This is a genomic window from Dysosmobacter sp. Marseille-Q4140 (assembly GCA_018228705.1).
GTDB lineage: Bacteria > Bacillota > Clostridia > Oscillospirales > Oscillospiraceae > Oscillibacter.
Genome location: CP073694.1, coordinates 2,415,072 through 2,436,181, shown reverse-complemented (window position 1 = coordinate 2,436,181; position 21,110 = coordinate 2,415,072). Strand labels below are relative to the sequence as shown.

Sequence of the window (21,110 nt, the reverse complement as noted above, 5' to 3'; positions counted from 1 at the left end):
CATGTATTATCAGTTTGACCGTTACGGTAGATACCTCACCCTTACACAAGAGGATTGCAAAGCAATAACAGAGTGGATAAATGAATATTTTGTGGGCGGTTCCGCTCCATTCCCTCTGTCCGGGGCAATACCCGCCGCCGATTACAAATTTGTGATTGATTACTATACCGATGTTGAATTTGTGGACAACCGGGACTTGAAGGCCCCCGGCGAGATGGCAAAATACAACCAGGAAACCAACGCCGCCAGGAACAAGGAGAAGGGCAAGAGAAGAGTGCAGGAGCGTTTCTCCGCCGCATGTGGGGCAGTAAAGGTAGGCGATACCTTGACAACGAAACAGCTCGTAGAAATGGGGTACACCGATGATAAAGCGAGAAAGAGGCTGATTGATAGCGGTGTCCTAAAAAGGATAAAACGAGGTTACTATTTGGTGCTTTCAGTGTAATTCCAGCGGAAACCCGGCACGCCCCGAAGGGGTTAAAAGAGAAAGATATAATCCCCACGGGGTACGCCGGGTTTCCGCTTCCGCACTTGAAAGTACACTTTCAAAAAAATCAATGAAGGAGGAACACAACAATGTTCAAAGAATTACTTCAAATTTTGTAGGATTTCGAGCGCCAAGACAAGGCCAACCGTACCCACTGGATTGAAAGCGTCCTTGCCGCACAGAGCGGTTCCGCTCCAACTGCTTTAGAGAATTACAAGAGGGCAAAAGAGAGCTGGCAAGACGAACAGAGCCGCCGCCAAAGGTTCTATGACTATCTCATGCAGCGCCGCGATTTGGTGAACGCCCTGGCCCAAAGCGTGATAGACAGCAGCGCTAAGGAGATACAGGTCAAAGCCGAACAAGAGCTTGATAAGGCCGTGAAAGAAAAAATAGATAAGACCGTTCGCCTTTATTTCAAATGAGAGCCGCGCTGATCTGACAAAGATGTGTCGTTAAATCAAGAAGTCGGGGAAAGATGTAAAATCTTTTCTCCGACTTCTCTTTTTGTGTTCAAGACTTTTTGGAAGTTGATGAAAGTTGTGTGTTTTCTTTCTCTTCTTCATCCTTTTCGCCGGGCTTCTTCTCCCAGCCGAGTATTTCTTCCATGATAAGGGCAAGGGGCAAATCCGTATCTCCGAACATGGCGGCACCTCCCAAGTATTGCTTGAAGCTGGCGCGTCGTGGCGAACGTCACGACGCGCACCCTGTTTTTTGCGCTGCGCTGGATTTTCGTACTACCGTAATCCACATTAGTGGTCTTTTGTAATTCCCATAAATTACCTATCGCCCGGGGCCTCTCTGACGTATTCCAGTAAATCGCCAGGCTGACAGTTGAGCAGCCCACAAATGGTTTCAAGGGTGGCCCACGACACCATTTGACCGCTGCGGATTTTTTGCAGCATGGCCTCTCCCATGATTTTCTCTTTCCGTATTCTGGTAGTATTGTACCCGGCTTCTTTCAGCGCGGCGATTACATCAACCTTGTATTTGATTGGCATGTTTGGCCCTCCCTCCGGGGCGCTCCAAAAATTGCGCCTCTTTTCCATTGTCCTTATTCTAACACAAAATTACACCTTTTTCAAGTGCTAAAATTACACATAATTTGAGTGTAAAACTTGTGTATTTTGCGAATTGAATTACACTTAAAAAAGGTGTAAACTATAATCAGTTAAGGGGAACACCCCAAATAAAAAGCAAAGGAGAATGAGCTATGAGCAAGAATGAACTGGTAGCCAAAATCGAGGCGCTGAACGAGTGGGAAGCCGTTATCGAGGAAGCCAAAGCAGAGGCAGAGGCCATTCGGGACAGTATCAAGGCTGAAATGATGGAGCGCGACACCGAGGAAATGACCGCTGGAAAGTATATCGTGCGCTGGACTTCGGTTCTTTCCAATCGGTTTGACACTACGGCCTTTAAGAAGGCCCACGGCGAACTGTATAAGGAGTACACCAAACAGAGCGCCAGCCGCCGCTTCTCCATCAGCGCCTAAAGAAAAGCCCCTTGTCCCACACGCCGACCAAAGCAGAGGACAAAGAGCTTTACCCAAACCGCAACGGAGAGGGCAAGACCATTATAGCTTGCCCTCTCCCCAAAATCAAGAATAGGAGAGAAAAAGACATGAAAGAACTGACAAGCTATAACCGCGTGGCCGGGTACCTGAATAAGGTTTTTGATCTGCTGAACGCTGAATTTTTTGAAAATGCACTTTCAAGGCCGACGATCACCATTCAATCCACGCCCCGCGCCTACGGCCATTTTTCCCTGCGGGAAGATACCTGGGTGTCCAAGCTGGGCGGCACCCACGAAATCAACATAGGAGCCGGGACACTGGCCCGGCCCATCGAGGAAGTGGCCGCGACCCTGCTTCACGAAATGGTACATTACTACAACTACGAGAACGGCGTGCAGGATTGCAGCCGGGGGAACACCTACCACAATCGCCGCTTCAAGGCCGCCGCCGAAGCCCACGGCTTAATCGTGGAGCACAGCGACAAATACGGGTGGAGCCACACAAGCCCCTCTGACGAGCTGCTGGACTTCATATTGGAGAATGGTTTGACCGACATTCTCATAAGCCGCAACGAGTTTGCCGGGTTCCATATCACCGGGACAGGGACACACAGCGGAACAGGCACCACACCACCGCCGCCGCGCACGTCCAGCACACGGAAATATATCTGCCCCTGCTGCGGGAATTCCGTCCGAGCGACAAAGGAAGTCCACATAGCCTGTTTAGATTGCAGCGCACCGATGGTACTTGCGGGGTGACAGGGAAGGGTGGGGAGCAATCCCCACCCAATTCCCCAAAGTTCGTATAATTCAACAAATACGAACACCAAAATCAAGGTATTCCGGGACTTTTCCGCCGCCGCTTCAAATACACGAACTTTCCCGCTTGAAATAACGAACTTTTGACGATGGAGGCCACCATGAACAAGAAAACAAAGGCGCTCACCACCGAGCAATATAAAGAGATAATCCAGACCATGCGCGAGGGGTTCAGCGGTTGCCGCTCCAATGAGCGCATAGCCACCGCCCTTGTGCTGGAAGGGAATTTGGGCTTGCGTATCAGCGATATATTGAAGCTGCGGCCTTGTGATATTGTACGGGATGGTGACAGATACCGCCTGGAAATCACCGAGCAAAAAACAGGCAAGCGCCGCGTGTTCACGGTTCCGCTTGTTATCCAGCAATATATCGAAAATTATTGCTTGCGCAACGGCATAGACAGAAATGCGCTGATTTTTCCCATCACCGAGCGAGCCATACAGAAGCAGCTTCATATCGTGTGCGACTATTTAGGATTTGAGGGTATCAGCACACACAGCTTCCGCAAGTGGTACGCCACCGAGATTTATAAGGCAAACGGCTATGATATTGCCCTGGTGCAGAGGCTACTACAACACAGCTCCGCCGCCGTGACACAGCGCTATATCGGCATTGAGCCACAGCGGATAGAAACGGCAATACAGAACCACGCACAGCTTATTTGACAGGGGGGCCGCTCATAGTGGAGCGGCCCCCTATAACTTCGCTGCTGCCTTTTCCCTGATTTTATGGTACACTGGATATAAGACCGGGAAAGCGAGGCGGCACACATGGCAAGAGCAGAAAAGCAAAAAGTGAAAACGCTCTTTGTGGCGAAATACTTTCTGGAAAATTCAGATGAAAACCATCCAGTCACCGCCGGGGACATTGTGGATTATCTGCGGGAAGAGTGCGGGATTGATGTAGAGCGCCGCGCCATCTATCGGGATATAGCCGCCCTGCGGGATGTGTATGGGATGGACATAGCCGGGGGACAGGGCGGCAAATACCGGCTATTGTCCCGCCAGTTTGAATTTGACGATTTGCGGCTGCTGGCCGAGTGCGTACATGCGGCCAAGTTTATATCCGCGTCCAAGGCCAAGGAGCTTGTGCAGACCATCAGCGAGTTTTGCAGTATCTACCAGGCGGAAGAGCTGCAAAAAGAAGTGTTCCTCTGTGACCGTGTGAAAACGACCCGTAACAACATTTTGCTGACTGTCGGCGTTATCTATGCGGCTATGGCTACCAAGCAGGACGGAAAGCCCCACACTCCGCAAAAAATCACCTTCAAATATCTGAAATATACACTTCAAAATAAGGGTGAACAGGTGGAGCGCCGCAAGGGGGCCACCTATAAGGTCAGCCCCTATAAGCTGCTGATAAATGAGGGTAACTATTATCTGCTGGCCTTTGACGATAAAGCCCAGGACATGCGGACATACCGCATTGACCGCATGAAGGAAGTAAATGCCGTTGATGAACCGAGAGAGGGCGCAAAGGTGTTTGCCGAGCTGGATATGGAGAGCTATACTCGCCGCGTGTTCTCCATGTTTGGCGGGACGCAAAAGCGTGTCAGTATCCGCTTCATCAATTCGCTGCTTGATACGGCGATTGAACGCTTTGGAACAAGCCCCGATGTATTTTACAGGCAGGATGATGAAAAGCATTTTGTTGTGACCGCCAATGTGGAAGTCAGCGACCAGTTTTTCGCGTGGGTTTGCGGTTTCCGTAAAAGAGCGGCGATTATAAATCCTCCCGATGTGGTGGAGAGTATGAAAAAGTTTCTGGAAGATATTGAAACAAGATACCAAGTTGAAGAGAGTTGATAGAACGGGGCCGGAAGTTGTCACTTCTGGCCCCGTTCTTTTCAAAAGTTGTTAGTTATAGCCGATTGAGATTTTCCCGCAGAATATCAATCCCCGCTTTGGAGAGGGCGATATAATACCGCTGTGTGACCTGGATATTGCCGTGCCCCATTTGCGAACAAAGTAGGTGCTGGGGTGTATTCAGCTCCGCCATCATAGTCCCGTATGTGTGGCGCAGATAATGATATTTGAACATTATCCCGCATTTGGCCTTAACCGCCCGCGTGTGGAACTTCATGGAGTTCACCGTCTGGATTTTCCCATCAGGCAGACAGTTCACAAGCTCCGTGGAGGAAATTTTACTCCCGTCCAAATCCTCAATAATACGCTGGTTCTGTTCCCGTAAGTCAGCAAGGCGGAACTGGTCTTGCTCCCGCCGCTCCGCCAGACCTTGAAAGTACACTTTCAATTTGTCGCACATCTGGATTGTACGCTTTGCGTTGCGGGTTTTGAGGGACACCAGCTTGATACGCCCCTGCTGGTATTGCATTTGTCGGTCAATCAAAATCGTGCCGTTTTTCAGATCAACATTCGACCATTTCAGGCCGTAGCACTCATTGATACGCAGACCGCAATACCGGCCCAGCAAGTACGCCGTTTCCGCGTTGGTACCGTGGAAGTAATCATCCAGCACAACAAGCTCTTCCCGGTTGAATGACACAATATCCAAATCATCATCCGTTTTCAGTTTTGGCATGTGGATTTTCGTATCTTTGTTGACACAGAGCTTGTTGTAGCTGTCCACATCGAGATAGTTCCGGGAATAGGCTTGCCCGAAGAGCAGATAGAACATCTTCAAGAAGCCCTCCACATAGCGATAGGAGAGACCCCGGCTGCAATACAACTCCGTCAAGTAGTCCACCACCTCCGCCGCGCTGATTTCATCAATGTACCGCTCCCCAAACCGGGCGCAAAGGTGGTTTTTCCAAAGGCTGTCTTGCTTGCGTTTGGTGGTGTATGCCCGGTCACTTCGGCCATTGGCACAGTATTCTTGATAGACCTCTTGAACAGTTTTCCGTACCGTGGGCTTTGGCTTGCGGGCATTCAATTCATTGTCAATGGCAATTTGCCGCGCCCTGGTTGCTGCCCTCCGACTTTTCAGCGGATTTCCACTTTCATCTTTGCTGACCTGTTTTGATACCCGTTTCCCATTTTTGGTGAAGGTGTAGCGAAACGCCCACATCCCGCTTGCAAGCTGGAATACGCTTGCGCTGCTTTCAGTTCCCATGTGATTGCCTCCCAATGTGCAAGTTTGGGTGCAACTCTATGGGAATTGCAGCATGTGAAAAGTTGCACATGTGCAACTGATTTTTTATGTGAATAGGGGATTTTCATCTGTTCCCCGGCGCCGAACGGCGAAGCCGTTTGGCTACTTCACCGGCGAGTGCACCGAGGTGGGCATGTACCTGGCCATGGCCCGTGTGGCCCACCGGGAGGGCTACCCCGAGATCGGCCTGTACTGGGAGAAGGCCGCCTATGAGGAGGCCGAGCACGCCGCCAAGTTCGCCGAGCTGCTGGGCGAGGTGGTGACCGACTCCACCAAGAAGAACCTGGAGATGCGTGTGGACGCCGAGAACGGCGCTACCGCCGGCAAGTTCGAGCTGGCCAAGAAGGCGAAGGAGCTCAACCTCGACGCCATCCACGACACCGTTCATGAGATGGCTCGCGACGAGGCCCGTCACGGCAAGGCTTTCGAGGGCCTGCTGAAGCGCTACTTCGGCTAAGAGATCGATTCCCCCTTTCAATCATAAAGAGCGCGCCTCCGGCCACCGGCCGGGGGCGCGCTCTTTATGCGTTTGAAGGCCGCTCAGGAAAATACCGCCTGGGAGATGTCCAGGCTGTGATCGCAGCGGTTGTCAATATCGATACCGTTGCCGGTGAACACTGAACCCATGAAATCCAGGGTCATGTCCGTGGGCACGCTCTCCAGCAGCACGGCGGTGCCGTTGTTCTCGAAGCGGTTGTCGTTGTACAGGGAGTGATTGGCGCTCTGGCCGGTGCTGTTGAAGTGGAAGCCCACCTGATTGTCCGCCAGATGGCAGCCGATCACGTTGACCCAGGCGTAGCCGTAACCCAGCACGGCGGTCTTCCAGCCGGTGAAGGTGCAGTCCGTGGCCCGGCCGCTGACGGAGAAGGACAACCCCACACCGGAGCCGTCCCCCACAAAGTCGATGTCGTAGAAGAAATTCAGCCAGTAGGCCTGCTCCGTAGCCACGTGGACGGTGTCGGTGAACACCGTGCGGCCGGTCCCGTCGGTGCAGCCGTGGAACTCATAGGAGCGGCCGGTCAGCTCCAGCTTCCCGGTGTAGGTGACCGGAGGCAGGTAGACCAGCACCTCGTCCAGCCGGTCCGTCTCCGCCTCGATCCGGTCCAGCAGGGTCCGCAGCTGCTCCAGGGTCTCCATGGGGTAGTCGTGGTAGTCGTAGACGTAGGTGTTGATAAGCGTCACGTGCATGGTCTGCCGGACCCGGATCACGTCCCCGTTGGTCAGCTCCAGGACCCACACCACCTGGGGCTCCCCGCAGTCCCCGGTGAAGTCCAGGGTGGAGACCATGGCGGCGTCCGGAGAGTAGTCGTCCCGGACTGTGGGGGCCTCCGCGGTCAGCTCCGAGGCGCCCCGGGCGTCCTGTTCCACCTCCACCCGGAAGCTCTCCACCCGGGCGGAGAACTCGTCCCAGGCGTCGGCGCCGGTATCCTTGTAGTTGACATACAGCCGGGAGGGCCAGCGGGTGGTCTCCTCCGCCCGCCCGTTCTGGTAGATGTCCGGCGCCGGGGCGCAGCGGTCGTTGGGCCAGGCCACCAGCACCTGATAGGCGGTGTCTCCGTCGGTGTAGATCACCTCGCCCACCCCGTCGTAGACCTGAGGCGCACGGGCCTGGAGCGCCCAGTATACGCCCCCGGCGATCAGCGCCGCCAGGACCAGCAGGCCCAGCAGGCGCTTTTTCCGCAGGGGCGCCGGGGGCTTCGCCGTCCTGCGGGGATGGATGTCCCGGGCGCAGCGGGGGCAGAAGGAGGCCTCCTCCGGCAGAGGGGCCCCACAGTGGGGACAGATGCGTTCCAAATCCGGTCTCCTCCTTACTCAAAGACGGCCTGGGCGATCTCCAGCGAATGGCCGCAGCGGTTGTCGATGTCGGTGCCGTTGCCGGTGAACCGGCAGCCCTGGAAATTCAGCGTCTCCTCTGTGGGCACCCGCTCCAGCAGCACAGCGGTGCCGTTGTGTTCAAAGAGATTGTCGTTGTACAGGGTGTGGGTGGCGTATTTGCCGGCACTGTTGAAGTGGAACCCCACGCCGTTGCCCGTGAAGCGGCAGCCGATCACGTTGACCCACACGTCCCCGTAGCCCAGGACGCCGGTTTTCCAGTTGGTGAAGGCGCAGTTCTCCGCCCAGAAGCGGGACGAGGCGGACACGCCCACGCCGCTACCGTCCCCGGTGAAGTCCAGGTCGTGAAAGTAGCAGATGGGCCCGTCCGGGGCGGCCACCCGGACGGTGCCGGTGAAGGCGGTGCGGCGGCCGGAGGCGTCGGCGGAGCCGAAGAGGTTCATGGGCCGGTCCCCGATGGTGAGGCCGCCCTGGTAGGTGACGGCGGGCAGGTGGAGGTTCACCACGGCGGGCAGAGGGACCTCCTCTGCGATCCGGTCCACCAGGGCCTGGAGGTCCTCCGTCGTGTCCATGGGGGCGTCCTCCGGGCCGAAGTCATAGGTCTCCACCAGTTCCGCCGCGATCTTCTGCCGCAGGCGGATGGTGTCCCCGTTTTCCATGCGGAGGGTCCACACCAGCTCCGCCGGGGCGCTGCGGCCGGTGAAATCCACCAGGGAGACCAGGGCGGAGTCCGGGGAGAAGTCCCGGTACTCCGGCTGGGAGCAGACCATGGGAGAGGGGCTGTCCTCCGGCTGGAGCAGCTCGGCGGAGGCCCACTCCACCTTCTGCAAGAAGATCTGCCCGGCGTTGGCACCGGTGTCCACATGGTTGATGAACAGGCGGGAGGGCATCCGGTATTCCCCGTCCGCCTCCGCCTGCTCCGTGATCTCCGGCTGGGGCGTGAAGCGCTCGTTCTGAAAGGTCACCAGCAGCTGATAGGTGCCATCGGCGTCGGTGTAGGTCACCTGGCCGTAGGCGTCGAATGTACGGGGAGCCAGGCAGCGCCAGCCCGCCAGCATGGCCGCCGCCAGCACCGCCAGGATCACGGCAGGCCGCAGGAGCCGCCGCCACCGCCGGAGGGGCGGCGCCATGGTCCTGCGGGGCCGGAGGCTTTGGGCGCAGTGGGGACAGAAGGCGGCGGCCCGGGGCAGAGGCGACCCGCAGTAGGGGCAGGATTTTGAGGTCTGATCCATGTCACAGCGCCTCCATCAGCCGCAGCACGTTCTGATAGCGCTGCTGGGGATTGACGTGGGTGCACCGGTCCACCACCCGGCCCAGCCGCCCCTCCGCCAGCTTCCGGGAGGGGTGCTGGCCGGTGAGCATCACATTGATGAGGATACCCACGGAATAGATGTCCGCCCGGGGGTCGGACTGGGACAGGCCGTACTGCTCCGGGGCGGCGAAGCCGGTGGTACCCAGGATCTGGGTGTCGGCGCTGAGGGCGGGCTTGTGGAGCCGGGCGGCGTCGAAGTCGATCAGCACGGCCTCATCCCCCCGCAGGAGGATGTTCTCCGGCTTCACGTCCCGGTGGACGGCGCCCAGGGAGTGGAGCACCCACAATGCCCGGCAGACCTGGAGGACGATCTTCCGGGTCTGCTCCGGGGGGAACAGGCCGCCCTGCAACAAAAAGCCCAGGGTGTCCCCCTGGATGTACTCCTCCAGCACGGCGGTCTCGCCCTCGCCCTCCGCCACCTCGTAGATCATAGGAAGATTGGAGCAGGCGCAGTCCAGCAGCTTCCGGTAGACCTCCCCGCTGCCGGTAAAGCGGCGGAGGACAAAGCGCCGCCCCGTGGCACGGTGGCGCAGCAGCCGCACGCTGCCACGGGGGCCCTCCTTGAGCAGGCGCACCTCGTCGTATTCGGTTTTCAGGATGTCCAACAGCCAGGTGTAGATGGGAAATCCCTCCCCCAAACCGCGGATACTATGCAGAGAGCATATTGTATCGCCTTATAAAACGTTGTAAATTTAGTATATACAATTTCACTTTGGAAGTAAAGAGGGGGGAAAAAGTGTGGAGGAGAAGAGTACAGGGGAACTGATCCAGGAGCTGATGAGCGAATCGGAGATCGACGCCTATCTGACGGAAAACCAGCCGTTTTTTGCCGATCAGAGCGTCTCCGAGCTGCTCCAGGCGCTCTACGAGAAGAAGTCCCTGTCCAAGGCGGCCCTGGCCCGGAAGGCGGGCATGAGCGAGGTGTACCTCCACCAGGTGTTCTCCGGCCGGCGCAAGCCCTCCCGGGACCGGCTGCTGTGCCTGTGCATCGGCCTGGGCGCCACGCTGGAGGAGACCCAGCGGCTGCTTCAGCAGGCCTCCTACGCCCAGCTCTATCCCCGGAGCCGGCGGGACGCCATCATCAGCCACGGGCTCCTGCACGGAACGGAGCTCAACGCCATCAACGATATGCTCTTTGCCCAGGGAGAGGGGACGCTGTTCTAGGCGGCGCCTCTGGAGAAAGCACCTGAATACGCCGGGGGCGGGAGCGATCCCGCCCCCCAACAACTGCGGATGGGAGAAATGCATCATGCCGACCAGTGTATCCACCCTTTGCTACAACTGCTTCCAGGAGCGGCCGGAGGGCGGGGGTCCCTGCCCCCACTGCGGCTTTGACCTGGCGGAAAACGAGAAGAAATTCCCCACGGCCCTCCGGGCCGGGACAGTGCTCAATGGCCGCTACATCGTGGGCCGGGTGCTGGGTCAGGGCGGCTTCGGCATCACCTACCTGGCCCTGGACACCCAGCTGAACGCCAAGGTGGCCGTGAAGGAGTTCATGCCCAGCGAGCTTGCCACCCGTGTGGACGGGACCACCGTCTCCGTCCTGGCCGAGAGCAAAACCGAGGCCTTCACCTACGGCGCGGAGCGCTTTCTGGAGGAGGCCCGGACCCTGGCCAAGTTCATCGGCCACCCCAACATCGCCGGCGTCACCAGCTACTTCGACGAGAACGACACGTCGTACTTCGTCATGGACTACATCGAGGGCATCTCCTTCAAGACCTATATCGCCAACCACGGCGGCAAGGTCAGCGTGGAGGAGGCGCTCAACGTGATGATCCCCGTCCTCCAGGCCCTGACGGCGGTCCACGCCGAGGGCTTCATCCACCGGGACGTGACCCCGGACAACATCTACATCACCAAAGACGGTATGGTCAAGCTCCTGGACTTCGGCTCCGCCCGGTACTCCATCGGCGACAAGTCCAAGAGCCTGGACGTGATTTTGAAGGTGGGCTACGCCCCCAAGGAGCAGTACATCCGGAGAAGCCGCCAGGGCCCCTACACGGACGTGTACTCCTGCGCGGCCTGCTTCTACGCGGCCATCACCGGGTATCTCCCGCCGGAGAGCCTGGAGCGGCTGGACAAGGACGAGCTGGTGCCCATCTCGCAGCTCGGCATCGAGATCCCGGAGTATCTGGACAAGGCCATCCTCAAGGGCCTGGCGGTCCAGCCGGAGGACCGGTTCCAGAGCGCGGCGGAGTTTCTGGAGGCCATTGAGAGCCAGCGGGTGGTGGACCTGCCCGGCGCGGCCCCGGCGGCGCCCACCGCCGGCAGCCAGCTGGATGAACTGATCGGGAAGGTGAAGAAGCGGCCCAAATTCTTCGGCGCCATCGCCGCGGCGGTGCTGGCGCTGGTGATCGCCTCCAGCTTCCTGGGCGGCGGCAGCGGCGGAGACGGAGGCGGAGGCAGTCCCCTCAAAAAGTCCGCGGTGCCCTCCATCACCATCCAGGGCCAGACATACAGCACCGACGAGCGGCGGCTGGAGCTGGAGAACATGGGCCTGACGGACAGCGATATCCAGGATCTCCAGTACATGATCAACCTGACCTATCTGAGCCTGGAGGGCAACGAGATCACGGACCTGACCCCCCTGGAGCCGCTGACGGAGCTGAACAGCCTGCGCCTGGGGAGCAACGACATCACCGACGTCTCGCCCCTGGCGGGCCTGGAGAAGCTGGAGTACATCGACCTGCGGGAAAACCCCAACCTGACGGATCTGAGCCCCCTGTCGGGCCTGACCAACCTGACGGAGTTCAACTACTACGGTTCCCCGGTGGAGGACCTGTCCTTCATGTCCGGCTGGACCAAGCTGGAGTACCTCCAGCTGAACGATGTGGGCGAGGCGGACCTGAGCGTGCTGTCGGGCCTTGTCAACGTGAAGAACCTGAACTTCAACGGCAGCAACAACTACATCTCCGACCTTTCCTTCATGGAAAATATGACCAAGCTCCAGGAGGTCTATATCTGGGGCGATTTTGAGGACCTGGACCTGACGCCGCTGAAAAACCTGACGGGCCTGACCCGCCTGGAGATCGGGCGCAACAACGGCACTTCCGGCGCCAACGGCGTCACCCATCTGGAGGCCCTGTCCGGCATGACCAAGCTCCAGGAGCTGCGGCTGAATGTCAGCGGCATCATCAGCCTGGCCCCCCTGGCGGGCATGACGGAGCTGCGGACGCTGAATCTGGACGACTACAACAGCAGCGGTTACTACTCCCTGTCGGATATCAGCGCCCTGGCGGGCATGACGAAGCTGACGCAGCTGTACCTGAACGTGGGCAACGTGACCGACCTGAGCGTGCTGTCGGGCCTGACGAAGCTGCAAAATCTGAACCTCTCCGGAAACTACTATGTGGAGGACCTGAGCTTCCTCTCCGGCCTGACGGATCTGCGGGAGCTGCGGCTGAGCGGCAGCGACTCCGGCATTTCCTCCCTGAAGGGCGTGGAGGGTCTGACGAAGCTGCAGTCCCTGTCCGTGCGGACCGAGGGGCTGAAGAGCCTCCAGGGCCTGGAGAACCTGACGGAGCTGCGGGAGCTGCAGCTCTACGGCTCTGGCGCTATGTATACCGACGTGACGCCTCTGACCAACCTGACCAAGCTGCAGTCCCTGGACCTGCCCAGCCGGGACTATGATTTCAAGACGCCGATCAACATCGAGGGCCTCGCGGGACTGACGCAGCTGCAATCCCTGGATGTGGACGGTCCGGTGGAGAGCCTGGCGCCCCTGAAGGGCCTGACGGGGCTCAAGACCCTGCGCTATTACGGCAACAACGGCTACGACGACCCGGGCATCTCCCTGGCCCCCCTGAGCAGCCTCACGGGGCTGACGGAGCTGTACATCAACAGCAATGTCGTCAACAACGACCTCTCCGCCCTGGCGAGCCTGACGGAGCTGCAGACCCTGACGCTGTATATCGGCAATTACGACCATCCCGTCCGGGACATCAGCGCCCTGTCGAACCTGACGAACCTCAAGAGCTTTACCCTGAACAACAGTGCCGATAATCTGGACACCTCCCCGGTGTCCCATGTGACCAACGTGGATATCAGCTGACCCATCAGAGATAGGAGGAGGGAACCCCATGGCACAGATCGAATGCGGGCGGGGACATCTCTATGACCCGGATAAGTACCCTACCTGCCCCTACTGTAAGACCAACCAGCAGATCACCGTGGCCGCGGCGGGCCGCACCGCCCCGGTCCGGACCACCGCCGTCAATCCCACGGCCCCGGTGCCGGTGACGGCGCCCCAGCCCACGGCGCCGCTGTCCCGGACGCCGGTGACGGCGCCCCAGAAAACCCAGCCGCCCAAGGGCTATACTCCGGCCACGGAGGACAGCCGGACCCAGCCGCCCCGGGGCTACGCCCCCACGCCGGTGACGGCCCCCTCCAAAACCATGCCCCCCAGGGGCTACGCGCCTCAGCCTGCGCCGGAGCCCACGGCGCCGCCCAGGGGCCTGGGCGTCAGCGTGGCCCAGGCGGGCAAGACCGTGGCCATGATGCAGCAGGAGATGGGCTTCGACCCGGTGGTGGGGTGGCTCGTCTGCGTGGAGGGCCCCAGCCGGGGCAAGAGCTACACCGTCCGGGGCGGCATCAACGCCATCGGCCGCAGCGAGCGCATGGACATCACCGTCACCGGGGACATGACCATCTCGGCGGAGAACCACGCCCGCATCAGTTACAGCGACCGCAACAACCGCTTCAACCTCATCCCCGGCGAGGGGCGCAACATCGTCTATCTCAACGGGGAGGAGCTGTTCTCCCCCATGCCGCTGAAGGCCTACGACCTCATCGACTTCGGCCAGACCAAGCTGCTGTTCGTCCCGCTGTGCGGCGAGCGGTTCCGCTGGGAGGACAAAGAGGGGGACCGCCATGGGTCTGCTACATAACCTGCTGGGCCGCTCCCGGCGGGTCACCGAGCCCTCCGTCACCCGGGAATTGCCCCGGGAGCCGGGCGGGCTGACGGTGGAGGTGGGCAACATCCAGGGCGTGGGCCGGCGGGAACGGCAGGAGGACTCCTTCGCCGTGGTGAACGCGGCCAGCCCCGACCTGCGCCGCAGCCAGGGCCTCCTGGCCGTGGTGGCCGACGGCATGGGCGGCATGGCCGACGGCAAGGAGGCCAGCCAGAGCGCCGTGGAGGACCTGCTGGCCCGGTTCCGGGACTGCGGCCCCGACACGGACATCCCCGCCTGGCTGGCAGAGAGTGTTCACGCCGTCAGCCGGGAGGTGTTCCGCCGCTTCTCCGGCGCCAGCGGCACCACCCTGGCGGCGGTCCATCTGCGGGGCAGCGCCCTGCACTGGGTCAGCGTGGGAGACAGCGCCATCTTCCTCCTGCGGGACGGGGGCGTGTTCCAGCTCAACCGGGAGCACACCTTCCTCAATACCCTCTACGCCCGGGAACTGGAGCAGGACGTCATCTGCCGGGAGCGGGCGGAGCAGGACGAGGACGCCCACCGGCTGACCTCCTTCGTGGGCATCGACCGCCTGGAGGAGGTGGACCGCAGCCTGCGGCCCCTGGCGCTGCTGCCCGGCGATGCGCTGCTGCTGTGCTCCGACGGCGTCAGCGGCGTGCTGACCCCTCCGGAGCTGATGGAGGCCATGGCCCTGCGGCCGGAGGAGGGCTGCGCCCTGCTGGAGCAGATGGTGCTGGAAAAGGACCTCCCCGCCCAGGACAACTTCACCGGGATCCTGATTTCCTGCAAATAAAACGATTTGGAGTGTGTGGTATGAGAAAACTTCGTCATCTTGCGGCCCTGGTGCTGGCCGCCGTCCTGGCGCTGGCGTGCGCGGCCCCGGCCAGCGCCGCCTTCGATCAGAACACCCTCAACGGCATCGTCATGATCCGCACCGGCGCCCCCGACGACGACGGCACCATGAACTACTGGCAGGGCACCGGCTTCTTCGTGGGCCCTCAGGGGGAGGATCCCCAGTACATCGTCACCAACTGCCACGTGGTGGAGGAATTCATCCTGGTGGGCAAGGCTCTGGGCGGCGGTGAGCTCTATGCCGTCTTTGACAAGGACAGCGAGCAGGAGGCCTATCTGGTGGACTACGACGCCGAGAAGGACGTGGCCCTGCTGAAGCTGGAGAAGGCCACGGACCTGCGGGAGCCGCTGCTGCTGCGGGAGCCCGAGGAGGCCATGCTGGGCAGCGAGGTCTACGCCGTGGGCTATCCCCTGGCGGCAGACATCACCATCCAGGCCGTCACCTCCTTCAGCAAGGACGACGCCACCGTCACCACCGGCAGCGTCAGCCGCTTCCTCACCGAGAGCGGCACCGGCCGCCGCCTGATCCAGACCGACACCGCCATGAGCGGCGGCAACTCCGGCGGTCCCCTGGTGGACAGCAGCGGCGCGGTGCTGGGCATCAACACCGCCGCGTCCAACCTGGACCAGAACCTGTTCTACGCCGTGAGCATCAGCGAGATCCTGCCCATCCTGGACCGCAACAGCATCCCCTACGCCCTCTATGAGGCCGACACCGGCTCCAACCTGGCCCTCTACGGCGGCATCGCCGCGGCCGTGGTGGTGATCGCCGTGGTCCTGGTGCTGGTGCTGCGGAAGAAGAAGGCTCCCGCCCCGGCGGCGGAGGAGCCCAAGGAGGCCCAGGGCACCCCCGTGCTGCGGTCCACCGCTCCCCAGCACGCCGGACAGGCGGTCCAGCTCCACCACCAGCCGGTCCAGATCGGCCGGGACGCCGCCGTGTGCCGCCTGGTCTATCAGGAGGGCACCCCCGGCGTCAGCGCGCGCCACTGCCAGATCTACTTTGACCGGCGGGAGGGCGTGTTCGTGGTCACGGACCTGGGCTCCACCTACGGCACCTTCCTGGCCGACGGCCAGCGCCTGACCCCGGACACCCCGGTGAAGCTGCCGCCCAAGAGCGCCATCTACCTGGGCGAGGCGGCCAACACCGTGTGCCTGGAAGTGGAGTGAGTATGACGATCACCGCCTATTCCTATACCAACCAGGGCGGCCGGGTTCACAATGAGGACAGCCTCCGCCTGGGCCACGGCAACGGCCGGGAGGTGTTCGTCCTGGCCGACGGCCTGGGCGGACACGGCCGGGGGGAGGTGGCCTCCGCCCTGGCGGCGGAGGCGGTCTGCCGGGCCTGCCTGTCCGCCGGCGAGGCCGGAGAGACCGCCCTGCGGGAGGCCTTTGTCCGGGCCAACGGGGATATCCTGGAGGGGCAGAAGCTCCCCGGCCAGGAGGAGATGCGCACCACCGCCGTGGCGCTGTGGCTGGAGGGGGACACTGCCCTCTGGGGCCACATCGGGGACTCCCGGCTCTACCGGGTGGCGGAGGGCGGCTGCACCCAGCTGACCGCGGACCACTCCGTCACCTACCGCAAGTTCCTGGGGGGCGAGATCTCCCGGATGGACGTCTACCACGACGACGACCGCTCCAGTTTGCTGCGGGTGCTGGGCCGGGAGACCTGTTCCCCGGAGACCGCCTCGGCGCCCCTGGCACCGGGCCAGGCCTTTTTGCTGTGCTCCGACGGCTTTTGGGAGTATGTGTACCGGGAGGAGATCCTGGCGGACTGCCTGAAGGCGCAGACCCCGGAGCAGTGGGCCCGGCTGATGCTGCTGCGGCACATCCGCCGCACCCCGCCGGGCAACGACAACTTTTCCCTCATCACCGTATTTGTGGAGGAATGACCATGAGACGACTGCTTGGGGCCCTGGCGGCCTGCGCCGCGGCGGGTCTGCTGTGCGTAAACGCCCTGGCGGCGGAGGGCGCGGAGATCGTCCGGGCCTTCGTGCAGGGCAGCACCCTGTATACCTACGTGGAGCTGTCGGAGACCGACCGGCCCGTCACCCAGGCCCGGGCCGGGATCGGCGGCCAGACCTTCTCCGCCGCCCACGCCCTGGAGACGGTGCGCCAGGCCGGATCCCCCGTGACCTATCTGCTGCTGGTGGACAACTCCACCTCCATGCCGCCTTTCCGGGAGGAGCTGGCGGCCTACGCCGGGGCCCTGGCCGCCCAGGGGGGCGAGCACACCCGCTACCTCCTGGCCACCTTCGGCGACGCCTTCTCCCTGTCGGCGGAGGAGATCCCGGCGGAGGACCTGGCGGAGGCCATGGAGGCCCTGCCCTTTGACGAGGACGTCACCCGCCTCCACAGCTGCATCGACCAGGCTCTGGACGCCTTCGAGGCCATCCCCCGGGAGGGCAGTGAGCTGCGGTGCATGGTGGTGCTGTCCGACGCCGTCCAGTACGACCCGGCGGGCGGCGTCTCCCACGAGGACCTGCTGGAGCGGCTGAGCGGCTCGGACGTGATGCTCCACGCCGTGGGCGTGGGCGGAGACAGCGGGGCCATCGAGTCCCTGGGCCTGCTGGCGGAGGCCTCCGGCGGCACCAGCTGCGCGGCGGCGGATCCCGCCGCCGCGGCCGAGGCCGCGGAGCAGCTGGCCGCCCTCAACGGGGCCATGCTGGTCACCGGCTTCGACCTGACCGGCTGCACCGCCTCCGGCGCGGACCAGCCCCTCACCGTCACCTTCGCCTCCGGCGGCGAGCTGCTGTGCCGGGCGGAGAGCACCGTGGACCTGCCGGAGCAGGCGGAGACGGCGGACGGCCAGGCGGAGCCGCCGGTCCAGCTGCCGCCCTCCGGGAACACCGGCGCGGCGGCCCAGGCCGCCCCGGCGGAGGAGCCGGACGGCGGCCCCGCCGTGCCGCCCCTGGTGTGGATCATCGGGGGAGCCGCAGTGCTGGCGGCGGCCCTGGCCGCGGTGCTGCTTCGGAAAAAGAAACAGCCCGCCGCCCCGGCGGCCCCGGCCGCGCCTCCGGCTCCGGAGGCGGCGGGGATCTTCCTGCGGGTGGAGACGGTCTGCGGCACCCTGGCCGGGGACAGCCCGGAATACACCCTGGTCCGGGAGCTGACCGTGGGCCGGGACGGCACCTGCGACATCGTCTTTGACGACCCCTCCGTCTCCCGGCGGCACGCCCGGGTGTTCCTGGCGGAGGACACCGTGTACCTGGAGGACCTGGGGTCCCAGAACGGCACCCGGGTCAACGGCACGGCCATCTCCATGCCCTGCGCCCTGCGCAGCGGGGACACCCTGACCACCGGCGAGGTGGTCTGGAAGCTGAAGTTCTGAGCGCCTTCTCCGGCGCCTCCGGCCCCTCGTGGGACTGGCGCGGGAGGCGGACACACTGTCTGGGGATCTTTCGGGAGGGGACCGCAATGCGGTCCCCTCCCTTTTCCCTCCGGCGGGCAGGTTTTTCTTGAATCCGGCCGAAGGCCGTACTATCATGGAGAAAAACGCCGCAAAAGACCGGTGCGGCGGATCGGGAGGAACCGGGATGCTTCATTTGCGCAAACGGGACGGCACGGACTATCCGGAGAGCCAGCGGTGGTGGATCTTCACCATCCTGATGTTTGTGGGCGGCTACTTCGGCGCCTTTACCTACACCATCCGGGGCGGCGTGTTCTGCAACGCCCAGACCGCCAACTTCGTGCTGTTCGCCATGGCGGCCGGCGACGCCCACTGGGGAAAGGCCCTGTACTATCTGATCCCCATGAGCGCCTATTTCCTGGGCGCCTTTTTGTCGGAGGCCGCCCGGACCTCCGACCGCTGGCGCCTGCCCACCCAGTGGGAGACGGTGCTGGTGGCCGTGGAGATGGCAGCTGTGTTCGTCCTGGGTCTGCTGCCGGAGACGGCGCCCTTCCAGATCTCCCAGGTGGCCATCAACTTCATCTGCTCCATGCAGTACAACACCTTCCGGGCGGCGGAGGGCGTTCCTATGGCCACCACCTTCTGCACCAACCACCTGCGCCAGACCGGCATCGCCTGCTGCATGGCCCTGCGGACCCGGGAGCGGCAGTACGTCCGGCGGAGCCTGTGCCACCTGGGGATGCTGGCGGTGTTCGTGCTGGGCGGTGTGCTGTCCACCGTGCTGTGCCGCCGGATCCAGGGCAAGGCCATCTGGGTGGCCCTGATCCCCCTGGCCTGGGTGCTGGCGGATCTGCTGTGGGCGGATCTGAAAACGGAGAGCGGCGCGCCGGGAGCCCTGTGATCCCAGGGAGTTGGAGGAAGTCTGCGCTCCGCAGAGTCCGCTTCCGCCAGCGGGGGTGGACAGTTTCCGCCCCATCCGGTAGCATGGACCCAGAGAGAAAGGAGGACGGCCATGGACACCAACAAGACCGGGGCGTATCTCGCCATGCTGCGAAAGGCCAAGGGGCTGACCCAGGAGGCCGCGGCGGAGATCCTGGGCGTTTCCAACAAGACCGTCAGCAAGTGGGAGACCGGGGGAGGGCTCCCGGAGATCACGGTACTGCCGGCCCTGGCGGAGCTGTACGGCGTCACCGCCGACGACATTCTGGCGGGCCAGACCCTGCGGCAGGAGAGCCCGCCGGAGACGGCGGCGCTGAAGCGGCGGCTCATGTCCCGGCTGCGGCTGCGGTTCGACGTGTGTTTTGCCGTATCCCTGGCCCTGGCGGTGACGGCGCGGCTGGGCATTCCCTATGTGAGCCTGGCGGCGCTGCCCCTGTCGGTGGCTATGGGGTGGATCGGCTTCGTGCTGGCGGCCCACCCGGTGCGGTACGGCGGCGTGGAGGCAGAGGGCGCCTTCTGGCTGAACCTGCTGCGCAAGCTCCTGCTCTCCGCCGCCCTCCAGTGGTACGCCTTCGTGTGCCTGCTGCGGCTGGGGACGCCGGACTGGGAGAGCGTGGACCTGGGGACCTTGACAGTCCCCTATACCCACGACCAGTGGAAGCCCGTGATCTTCTGCGCAGGGCTGCTGGTGCTGATCGCGGGTTTCACCCTGGCAGGGCGGCGCCTGGCGGGGCCGGAGCGGGGGCTTTTGGGACCGCGCCTGAATCGGGGGCAGAAGGCCCTGCTCTTTGCCGCCGGAGTGTGGCTGGCGGCGTTCTGGGCGCTGTGGGTCTGGGCGGACGGGAAGTTTGACGCCGCCATCGCCCCCTGGATCCAGCGGTTCGGAGAGGACGTGATGCAGGACGCCCGGTTTGACGAGTGGTGGCCCCAGATGAAGGCTCAGCGGGACGGAGAGGTGCTGCCCTGGCTGCGGCTCCGGCGGGCGGTGCTGGCGGCAGGGGGCCTCACGGGGCTGGGACTGCTGGCCGGCGGCGTGAAAAGCATCCTCTCCCGACGGAAGCGGGCACGCTCCACCGGCGGGGACGACGGAGAAGCCGGCCGCCCGGCTTGAGTGCCGGGACGTCATGCCGGGGCGGTGCTTGGCACCGCCCCGGCATTTGTTTGCGGATGTTTTCCAAAAGAATCCCCCGGAGGCACTTCCTTTTTGCCCAAAGAGGAAAAACGGCTCCCGCCCCCTTGCGAAAGCGGAGCGGGCATGATAGAATTTTCTCCGTGAGAGACAAGAGGAGAAGATTTGATGTATCACTACATATTTTTTGATCTGGACGGGACCCTGACCGACTCCAAGGAGGGCATCCTCAACTGCCTGCGCTACGCTCTGGAGAAGATGGGACGGCCCGTCCCGCCGACGGAGACGCTGCTGAACTTCATCGGCCCGCCCCTTCAGGACTCCTACATGGAGTACTGCGGCTTCACCGAGGAGGAGGCCCTGGAGGGCATCCGTCTGTTCCGGGAGCGCTACGCGCCCATCGGGAAGTTTGAAAACGCCGCGGCTCCCGGGATGCCGGAGCTGTGCGCGCGGCTGAAGGAGCGGGGCTTCGTGCTGGCACTGGCCTCCTCCAAGCCGGAGGAGATGTGCGTGCCCATCTGTGAGAAGTTCGGTTTCGCGCCCTCCATGGCGGCCATCACCGGCAGCCCGCCGGTGGGAGACTGGAGCAAGGCGGACGTGATCCGGGAGACCATGCGCCGCCTGGGCCTCACCGAGGCCGACAAACCCGCCATTTTGATGGTGGGCGACCGGAAGTTCGACGTGCTGGGCGCCCGGGAATGCGGCATCGACTGCGTGGGCGTGGAGTTCTTCGGCTACGCCGCCCCCGGCGAGCTGGCGCAGGCCGGCGCCGTGGCGGTGGTCCGGACGGCGGAGGAGCTGGAGGCGTTCCTGCTGGATCACGGGGACTGCCGCTGACAAATACCACAGACGGAAAAAGCCGC

22 protein-coding genes are annotated in these 21,110 nt (G+C 62.4%); 17 read left to right on the top strand and 5 right to left on the bottom strand.

Going from position 1 to position 21,110, the window contains the following annotated elements; all coding sequences use genetic code 11:
• Position 1: 1 nt before the first annotated feature.
• Positions 2–445, top strand: coding sequence for a type IV toxin-antitoxin system AbiEi family antitoxin domain-containing protein (locus tag KFE19_12085; GenBank protein QUO37121.1), 444 nt, complete (start codon positions 2–4; stop codon positions 443–445).
• Positions 446–765: 320 nt separating this feature from the next.
• Entirely contained in the window at positions 766–909 is a 144-nt protein-coding gene (locus KFE19_12080) for a hypothetical protein (protein QUO37120.1), read from the top strand.
• Positions 910–1,263: 354 nt separating this feature from the next.
• On the opposite strand, the gene KFE19_12075 is transcribed toward KFE19_12080, so the two are convergent.
• Positions 1,264–1,485 carry a helix-turn-helix domain-containing protein gene (locus KFE19_12075; GenBank protein ID QUO37119.1) on the bottom strand — a complete coding sequence of 74 codons (222 nt, stop codon included), beginning with the start codon at positions 1,483–1,485 and terminating at the stop codon, positions 1,264–1,266.
• Positions 1,486–1,697: 212 nt separating this feature from the next.
• Here KFE19_12075 and KFE19_12070 point away from each other — a divergent pair, with 212 nt between their 5' ends.
• The 4 genes from KFE19_12070 (at position 1,698) to KFE19_12055 (ending at position 4,620) form a co-directional block, all read left to right on the top strand.
• Positions 1,698–1,976 carry a hypothetical protein gene (locus tag KFE19_12070; protein ID QUO37118.1) on the top strand — a complete coding sequence of 93 codons (279 nt, stop codon included), beginning with the start codon at positions 1,698–1,700 and terminating at the stop codon, positions 1,974–1,976.
• 128 nt (positions 1,977–2,104) lie between these two features.
• On the top strand, positions 2,105–2,755 hold the full coding sequence (locus KFE19_12065; protein ID QUO37117.1) for a SprT-like domain-containing protein: 651 nt from the start codon (positions 2,105–2,107) through the stop codon (positions 2,753–2,755).
• A gap of 149 nt (positions 2,756–2,904) precedes the next feature.
• A complete protein-coding gene (locus KFE19_12060; protein ID QUO37116.1) occupies positions 2,905–3,480 on the top strand; it encodes a tyrosine-type recombinase/integrase in 576 nt (191 codons plus the stop codon).
• Positions 3,481–3,585: 105 nt separating this feature from the next.
• Entirely contained in the window at positions 3,586–4,620 is a 1,035-nt protein-coding gene (locus KFE19_12055; protein QUO37115.1) for a WYL domain-containing transcriptional regulator, read from the top strand.
• Between the two features lie 55 nt (positions 4,621–4,675).
• Here KFE19_12055 and KFE19_12050 read toward each other — a convergent pair whose 3' ends face one another.
• Positions 4,676–5,887: a site-specific integrase gene (locus tag KFE19_12050; GenBank protein QUO37114.1), complete on the bottom strand. Its 1,212-nt coding sequence runs from the start codon at positions 5,885–5,887 to the stop codon at positions 4,676–4,678.
• Between the two features lie 70 nt (positions 5,888–5,957).
• Here KFE19_12050 and KFE19_12045 point away from each other — a divergent pair, with 70 nt between their 5' ends.
• Complete coding sequence (locus KFE19_12045) at positions 5,958–6,383, top strand: NADH peroxidase (GenBank protein QUO37113.1); 426 nt, start codon at positions 5,958–5,960, stop codon at positions 6,381–6,383.
• 83 nt (positions 6,384–6,466) lie between these two features.
• Here KFE19_12045 and KFE19_12040 read toward each other — a convergent pair whose 3' ends face one another.
• Genes KFE19_12040 through KFE19_12030 form a run of 3 tightly spaced genes read right to left on the bottom strand, consistent with a single transcriptional unit; the run spans position 6,467 to position 9,691 of the window.
• Positions 6,467–7,720, bottom strand: coding sequence for a zinc ribbon domain-containing protein (locus KFE19_12040; GenBank protein QUO37112.1), 1,254 nt, complete (start codon positions 7,718–7,720; stop codon positions 6,467–6,469).
• 14 nt (positions 7,721–7,734) lie between these two features.
• Complete coding sequence (locus tag KFE19_12035) at positions 7,735–8,991, bottom strand: hypothetical protein (GenBank protein ID QUO37111.1); 1,257 nt, start codon at positions 8,989–8,991, stop codon at positions 7,735–7,737.
• Between the two features lies 1 nt (position 8,992).
• Positions 8,993–9,691: a serine/threonine protein kinase gene (locus tag KFE19_12030; protein ID QUO39621.1), complete on the bottom strand. Its 699-nt coding sequence runs from the start codon at positions 9,689–9,691 to the stop codon at positions 8,993–8,995.
• Positions 9,692–9,809: 118 nt separating this feature from the next.
• On the opposite strand from KFE19_12030, the gene KFE19_12025 reads away from it, so the two are divergent.
• The 10 genes from KFE19_12025 (at position 9,810) to KFE19_11980 (ending at position 21,084) form a co-directional block, all read left to right on the top strand.
• Complete coding sequence (locus KFE19_12025) at positions 9,810–10,235, top strand: helix-turn-helix transcriptional regulator (GenBank protein ID QUO37110.1); 426 nt, start codon at positions 9,810–9,812, stop codon at positions 10,233–10,235.
• 85 nt (positions 10,236–10,320) lie between these two features.
• Complete coding sequence (locus KFE19_12020; GenBank protein ID QUO37109.1) at positions 10,321–13,122, top strand: leucine-rich repeat domain-containing protein; 2,802 nt, start codon at positions 10,321–10,323, stop codon at positions 13,120–13,122.
• 28 nt (positions 13,123–13,150) lie between these two features.
• A complete protein-coding gene (locus KFE19_12015) occupies positions 13,151–13,957 on the top strand; it encodes an FHA domain-containing protein (protein ID QUO37108.1) in 807 nt (268 codons plus the stop codon).
• Positions 13,941–14,774, top strand: coding sequence for a serine/threonine-protein phosphatase (locus tag KFE19_12010; protein ID QUO37107.1), 834 nt, complete (start codon positions 13,941–13,943; stop codon positions 14,772–14,774). The genes KFE19_12015 and KFE19_12010 overlap by 17 nt, the downstream gene beginning before the upstream one ends.
• A gap of 20 nt (positions 14,775–14,794) precedes the next feature.
• A complete protein-coding gene (locus tag KFE19_12005) occupies positions 14,795–16,000 on the top strand; it encodes a trypsin-like peptidase domain-containing protein (protein ID QUO37106.1) in 1,206 nt (401 codons plus the stop codon).
• 2 nt (positions 16,001–16,002) lie between these two features.
• Positions 16,003–16,722, top strand: a complete 720-nt coding sequence (locus tag KFE19_12000; GenBank protein ID QUO37105.1) for a serine/threonine-protein phosphatase — start codon at positions 16,003–16,005, stop codon at positions 16,720–16,722.
• 2 nt (positions 16,723–16,724) lie between these two features.
• Positions 16,725–18,161 (top strand): FHA domain-containing protein, encoded by a 1,437-nt coding sequence (locus KFE19_11995; GenBank protein ID QUO37104.1) that lies wholly within the window; start codon positions 16,725–16,727, stop codon positions 18,159–18,161.
• A 205-nt stretch (positions 18,162–18,366) separates the two neighbouring features.
• On the top strand, positions 18,367–19,080 hold the full coding sequence (locus KFE19_11990) for a DUF1275 domain-containing protein (GenBank protein QUO37103.1): 714 nt from the start codon (positions 18,367–18,369) through the stop codon (positions 19,078–19,080).
• Between the two features lie 111 nt (positions 19,081–19,191).
• Positions 19,192–20,229 carry a helix-turn-helix transcriptional regulator gene (locus tag KFE19_11985; protein QUO37102.1) on the top strand — a complete coding sequence of 346 codons (1,038 nt, stop codon included), beginning with the start codon at positions 19,192–19,194 and terminating at the stop codon, positions 20,227–20,229.
• Between the two features lie 186 nt (positions 20,230–20,415).
• Positions 20,416–21,084: an HAD hydrolase-like protein gene (locus tag KFE19_11980; protein ID QUO37101.1), complete on the top strand. Its 669-nt coding sequence runs from the start codon at positions 20,416–20,418 to the stop codon at positions 21,082–21,084.
• The last annotated feature ends 26 nt before the right edge of the window (positions 21,085–21,110 follow it).

What these genes read in the sequence shown, in the direction of transcription:
- KFE19_12080 (QUO37120.1), top strand. Translation starts at nt 766, where the DNA reads ATGCAGCGCCGCGATTTGGTGAACGCCCTGGCCCAAAGCGTGATAGAC.
- KFE19_11980 (QUO37101.1), top strand. Translation starts at nt 20,416, where the DNA reads ATGTATCACTACATATTTTTTGATCTGGACGGGACCCTGACCGACTCC.
- KFE19_12020 (QUO37109.1), top strand. Translation starts at nt 10,321, where the DNA reads ATGCCGACCAGTGTATCCACCCTTTGCTACAACTGCTTCCAGGAGCGG.
- KFE19_12060 (QUO37116.1), top strand. Translation starts at nt 2,905, where the DNA reads ATGGAGGCCACCATGAACAAGAAAACAAAGGCGCTCACCACCGAGCAA.
- KFE19_12050 (QUO37114.1), bottom strand. Translation starts at nt 5,887, where the DNA reads ATGGGAACTGAAAGCAGCGCAAGCGTATTCCAGCTTGCAAGCGGGATG.
- KFE19_12055 (QUO37115.1), top strand. Translation starts at nt 3,586, where the DNA reads ATGGCAAGAGCAGAAAAGCAAAAAGTGAAAACGCTCTTTGTGGCGAAA.
- KFE19_12075 (QUO37119.1), bottom strand. Translation starts at nt 1,485, where the DNA reads ATGCCAATCAAATACAAGGTTGATGTAATCGCCGCGCTGAAAGAAGCC.
- KFE19_12000 (QUO37105.1), top strand. Translation starts at nt 16,003, where the DNA reads ATGACGATCACCGCCTATTCCTATACCAACCAGGGCGGCCGGGTTCAC.
- KFE19_11990 (QUO37103.1), top strand. Translation starts at nt 18,367, where the DNA reads ATGCTTCATTTGCGCAAACGGGACGGCACGGACTATCCGGAGAGCCAG.
- KFE19_12085 (QUO37121.1), top strand. Translation starts at nt 2, where the DNA reads ATGTATTATCAGTTTGACCGTTACGGTAGATACCTCACCCTTACACAA.
- KFE19_12035 (QUO37111.1), bottom strand. Translation starts at nt 8,991, where the DNA reads ATGGATCAGACCTCAAAATCCTGCCCCTACTGCGGGTCGCCTCTGCCC.
- KFE19_12010 (QUO37107.1), top strand. Translation starts at nt 13,941, where the DNA reads ATGGGTCTGCTACATAACCTGCTGGGCCGCTCCCGGCGGGTCACCGAG.
- KFE19_12070 (QUO37118.1), top strand. Translation starts at nt 1,698, where the DNA reads ATGAGCAAGAATGAACTGGTAGCCAAAATCGAGGCGCTGAACGAGTGG.
- KFE19_12065 (QUO37117.1), top strand. Translation starts at nt 2,105, where the DNA reads ATGAAAGAACTGACAAGCTATAACCGCGTGGCCGGGTACCTGAATAAG.
- KFE19_12005 (QUO37106.1), top strand. Translation starts at nt 14,795, where the DNA reads ATGAGAAAACTTCGTCATCTTGCGGCCCTGGTGCTGGCCGCCGTCCTG.
- KFE19_12015 (QUO37108.1), top strand. Translation starts at nt 13,151, where the DNA reads ATGGCACAGATCGAATGCGGGCGGGGACATCTCTATGACCCGGATAAG.
- KFE19_11985 (QUO37102.1), top strand. Translation starts at nt 19,192, where the DNA reads ATGGACACCAACAAGACCGGGGCGTATCTCGCCATGCTGCGAAAGGCC.
- KFE19_11995 (QUO37104.1), top strand. Translation starts at nt 16,725, where the DNA reads ATGAGACGACTGCTTGGGGCCCTGGCGGCCTGCGCCGCGGCGGGTCTG.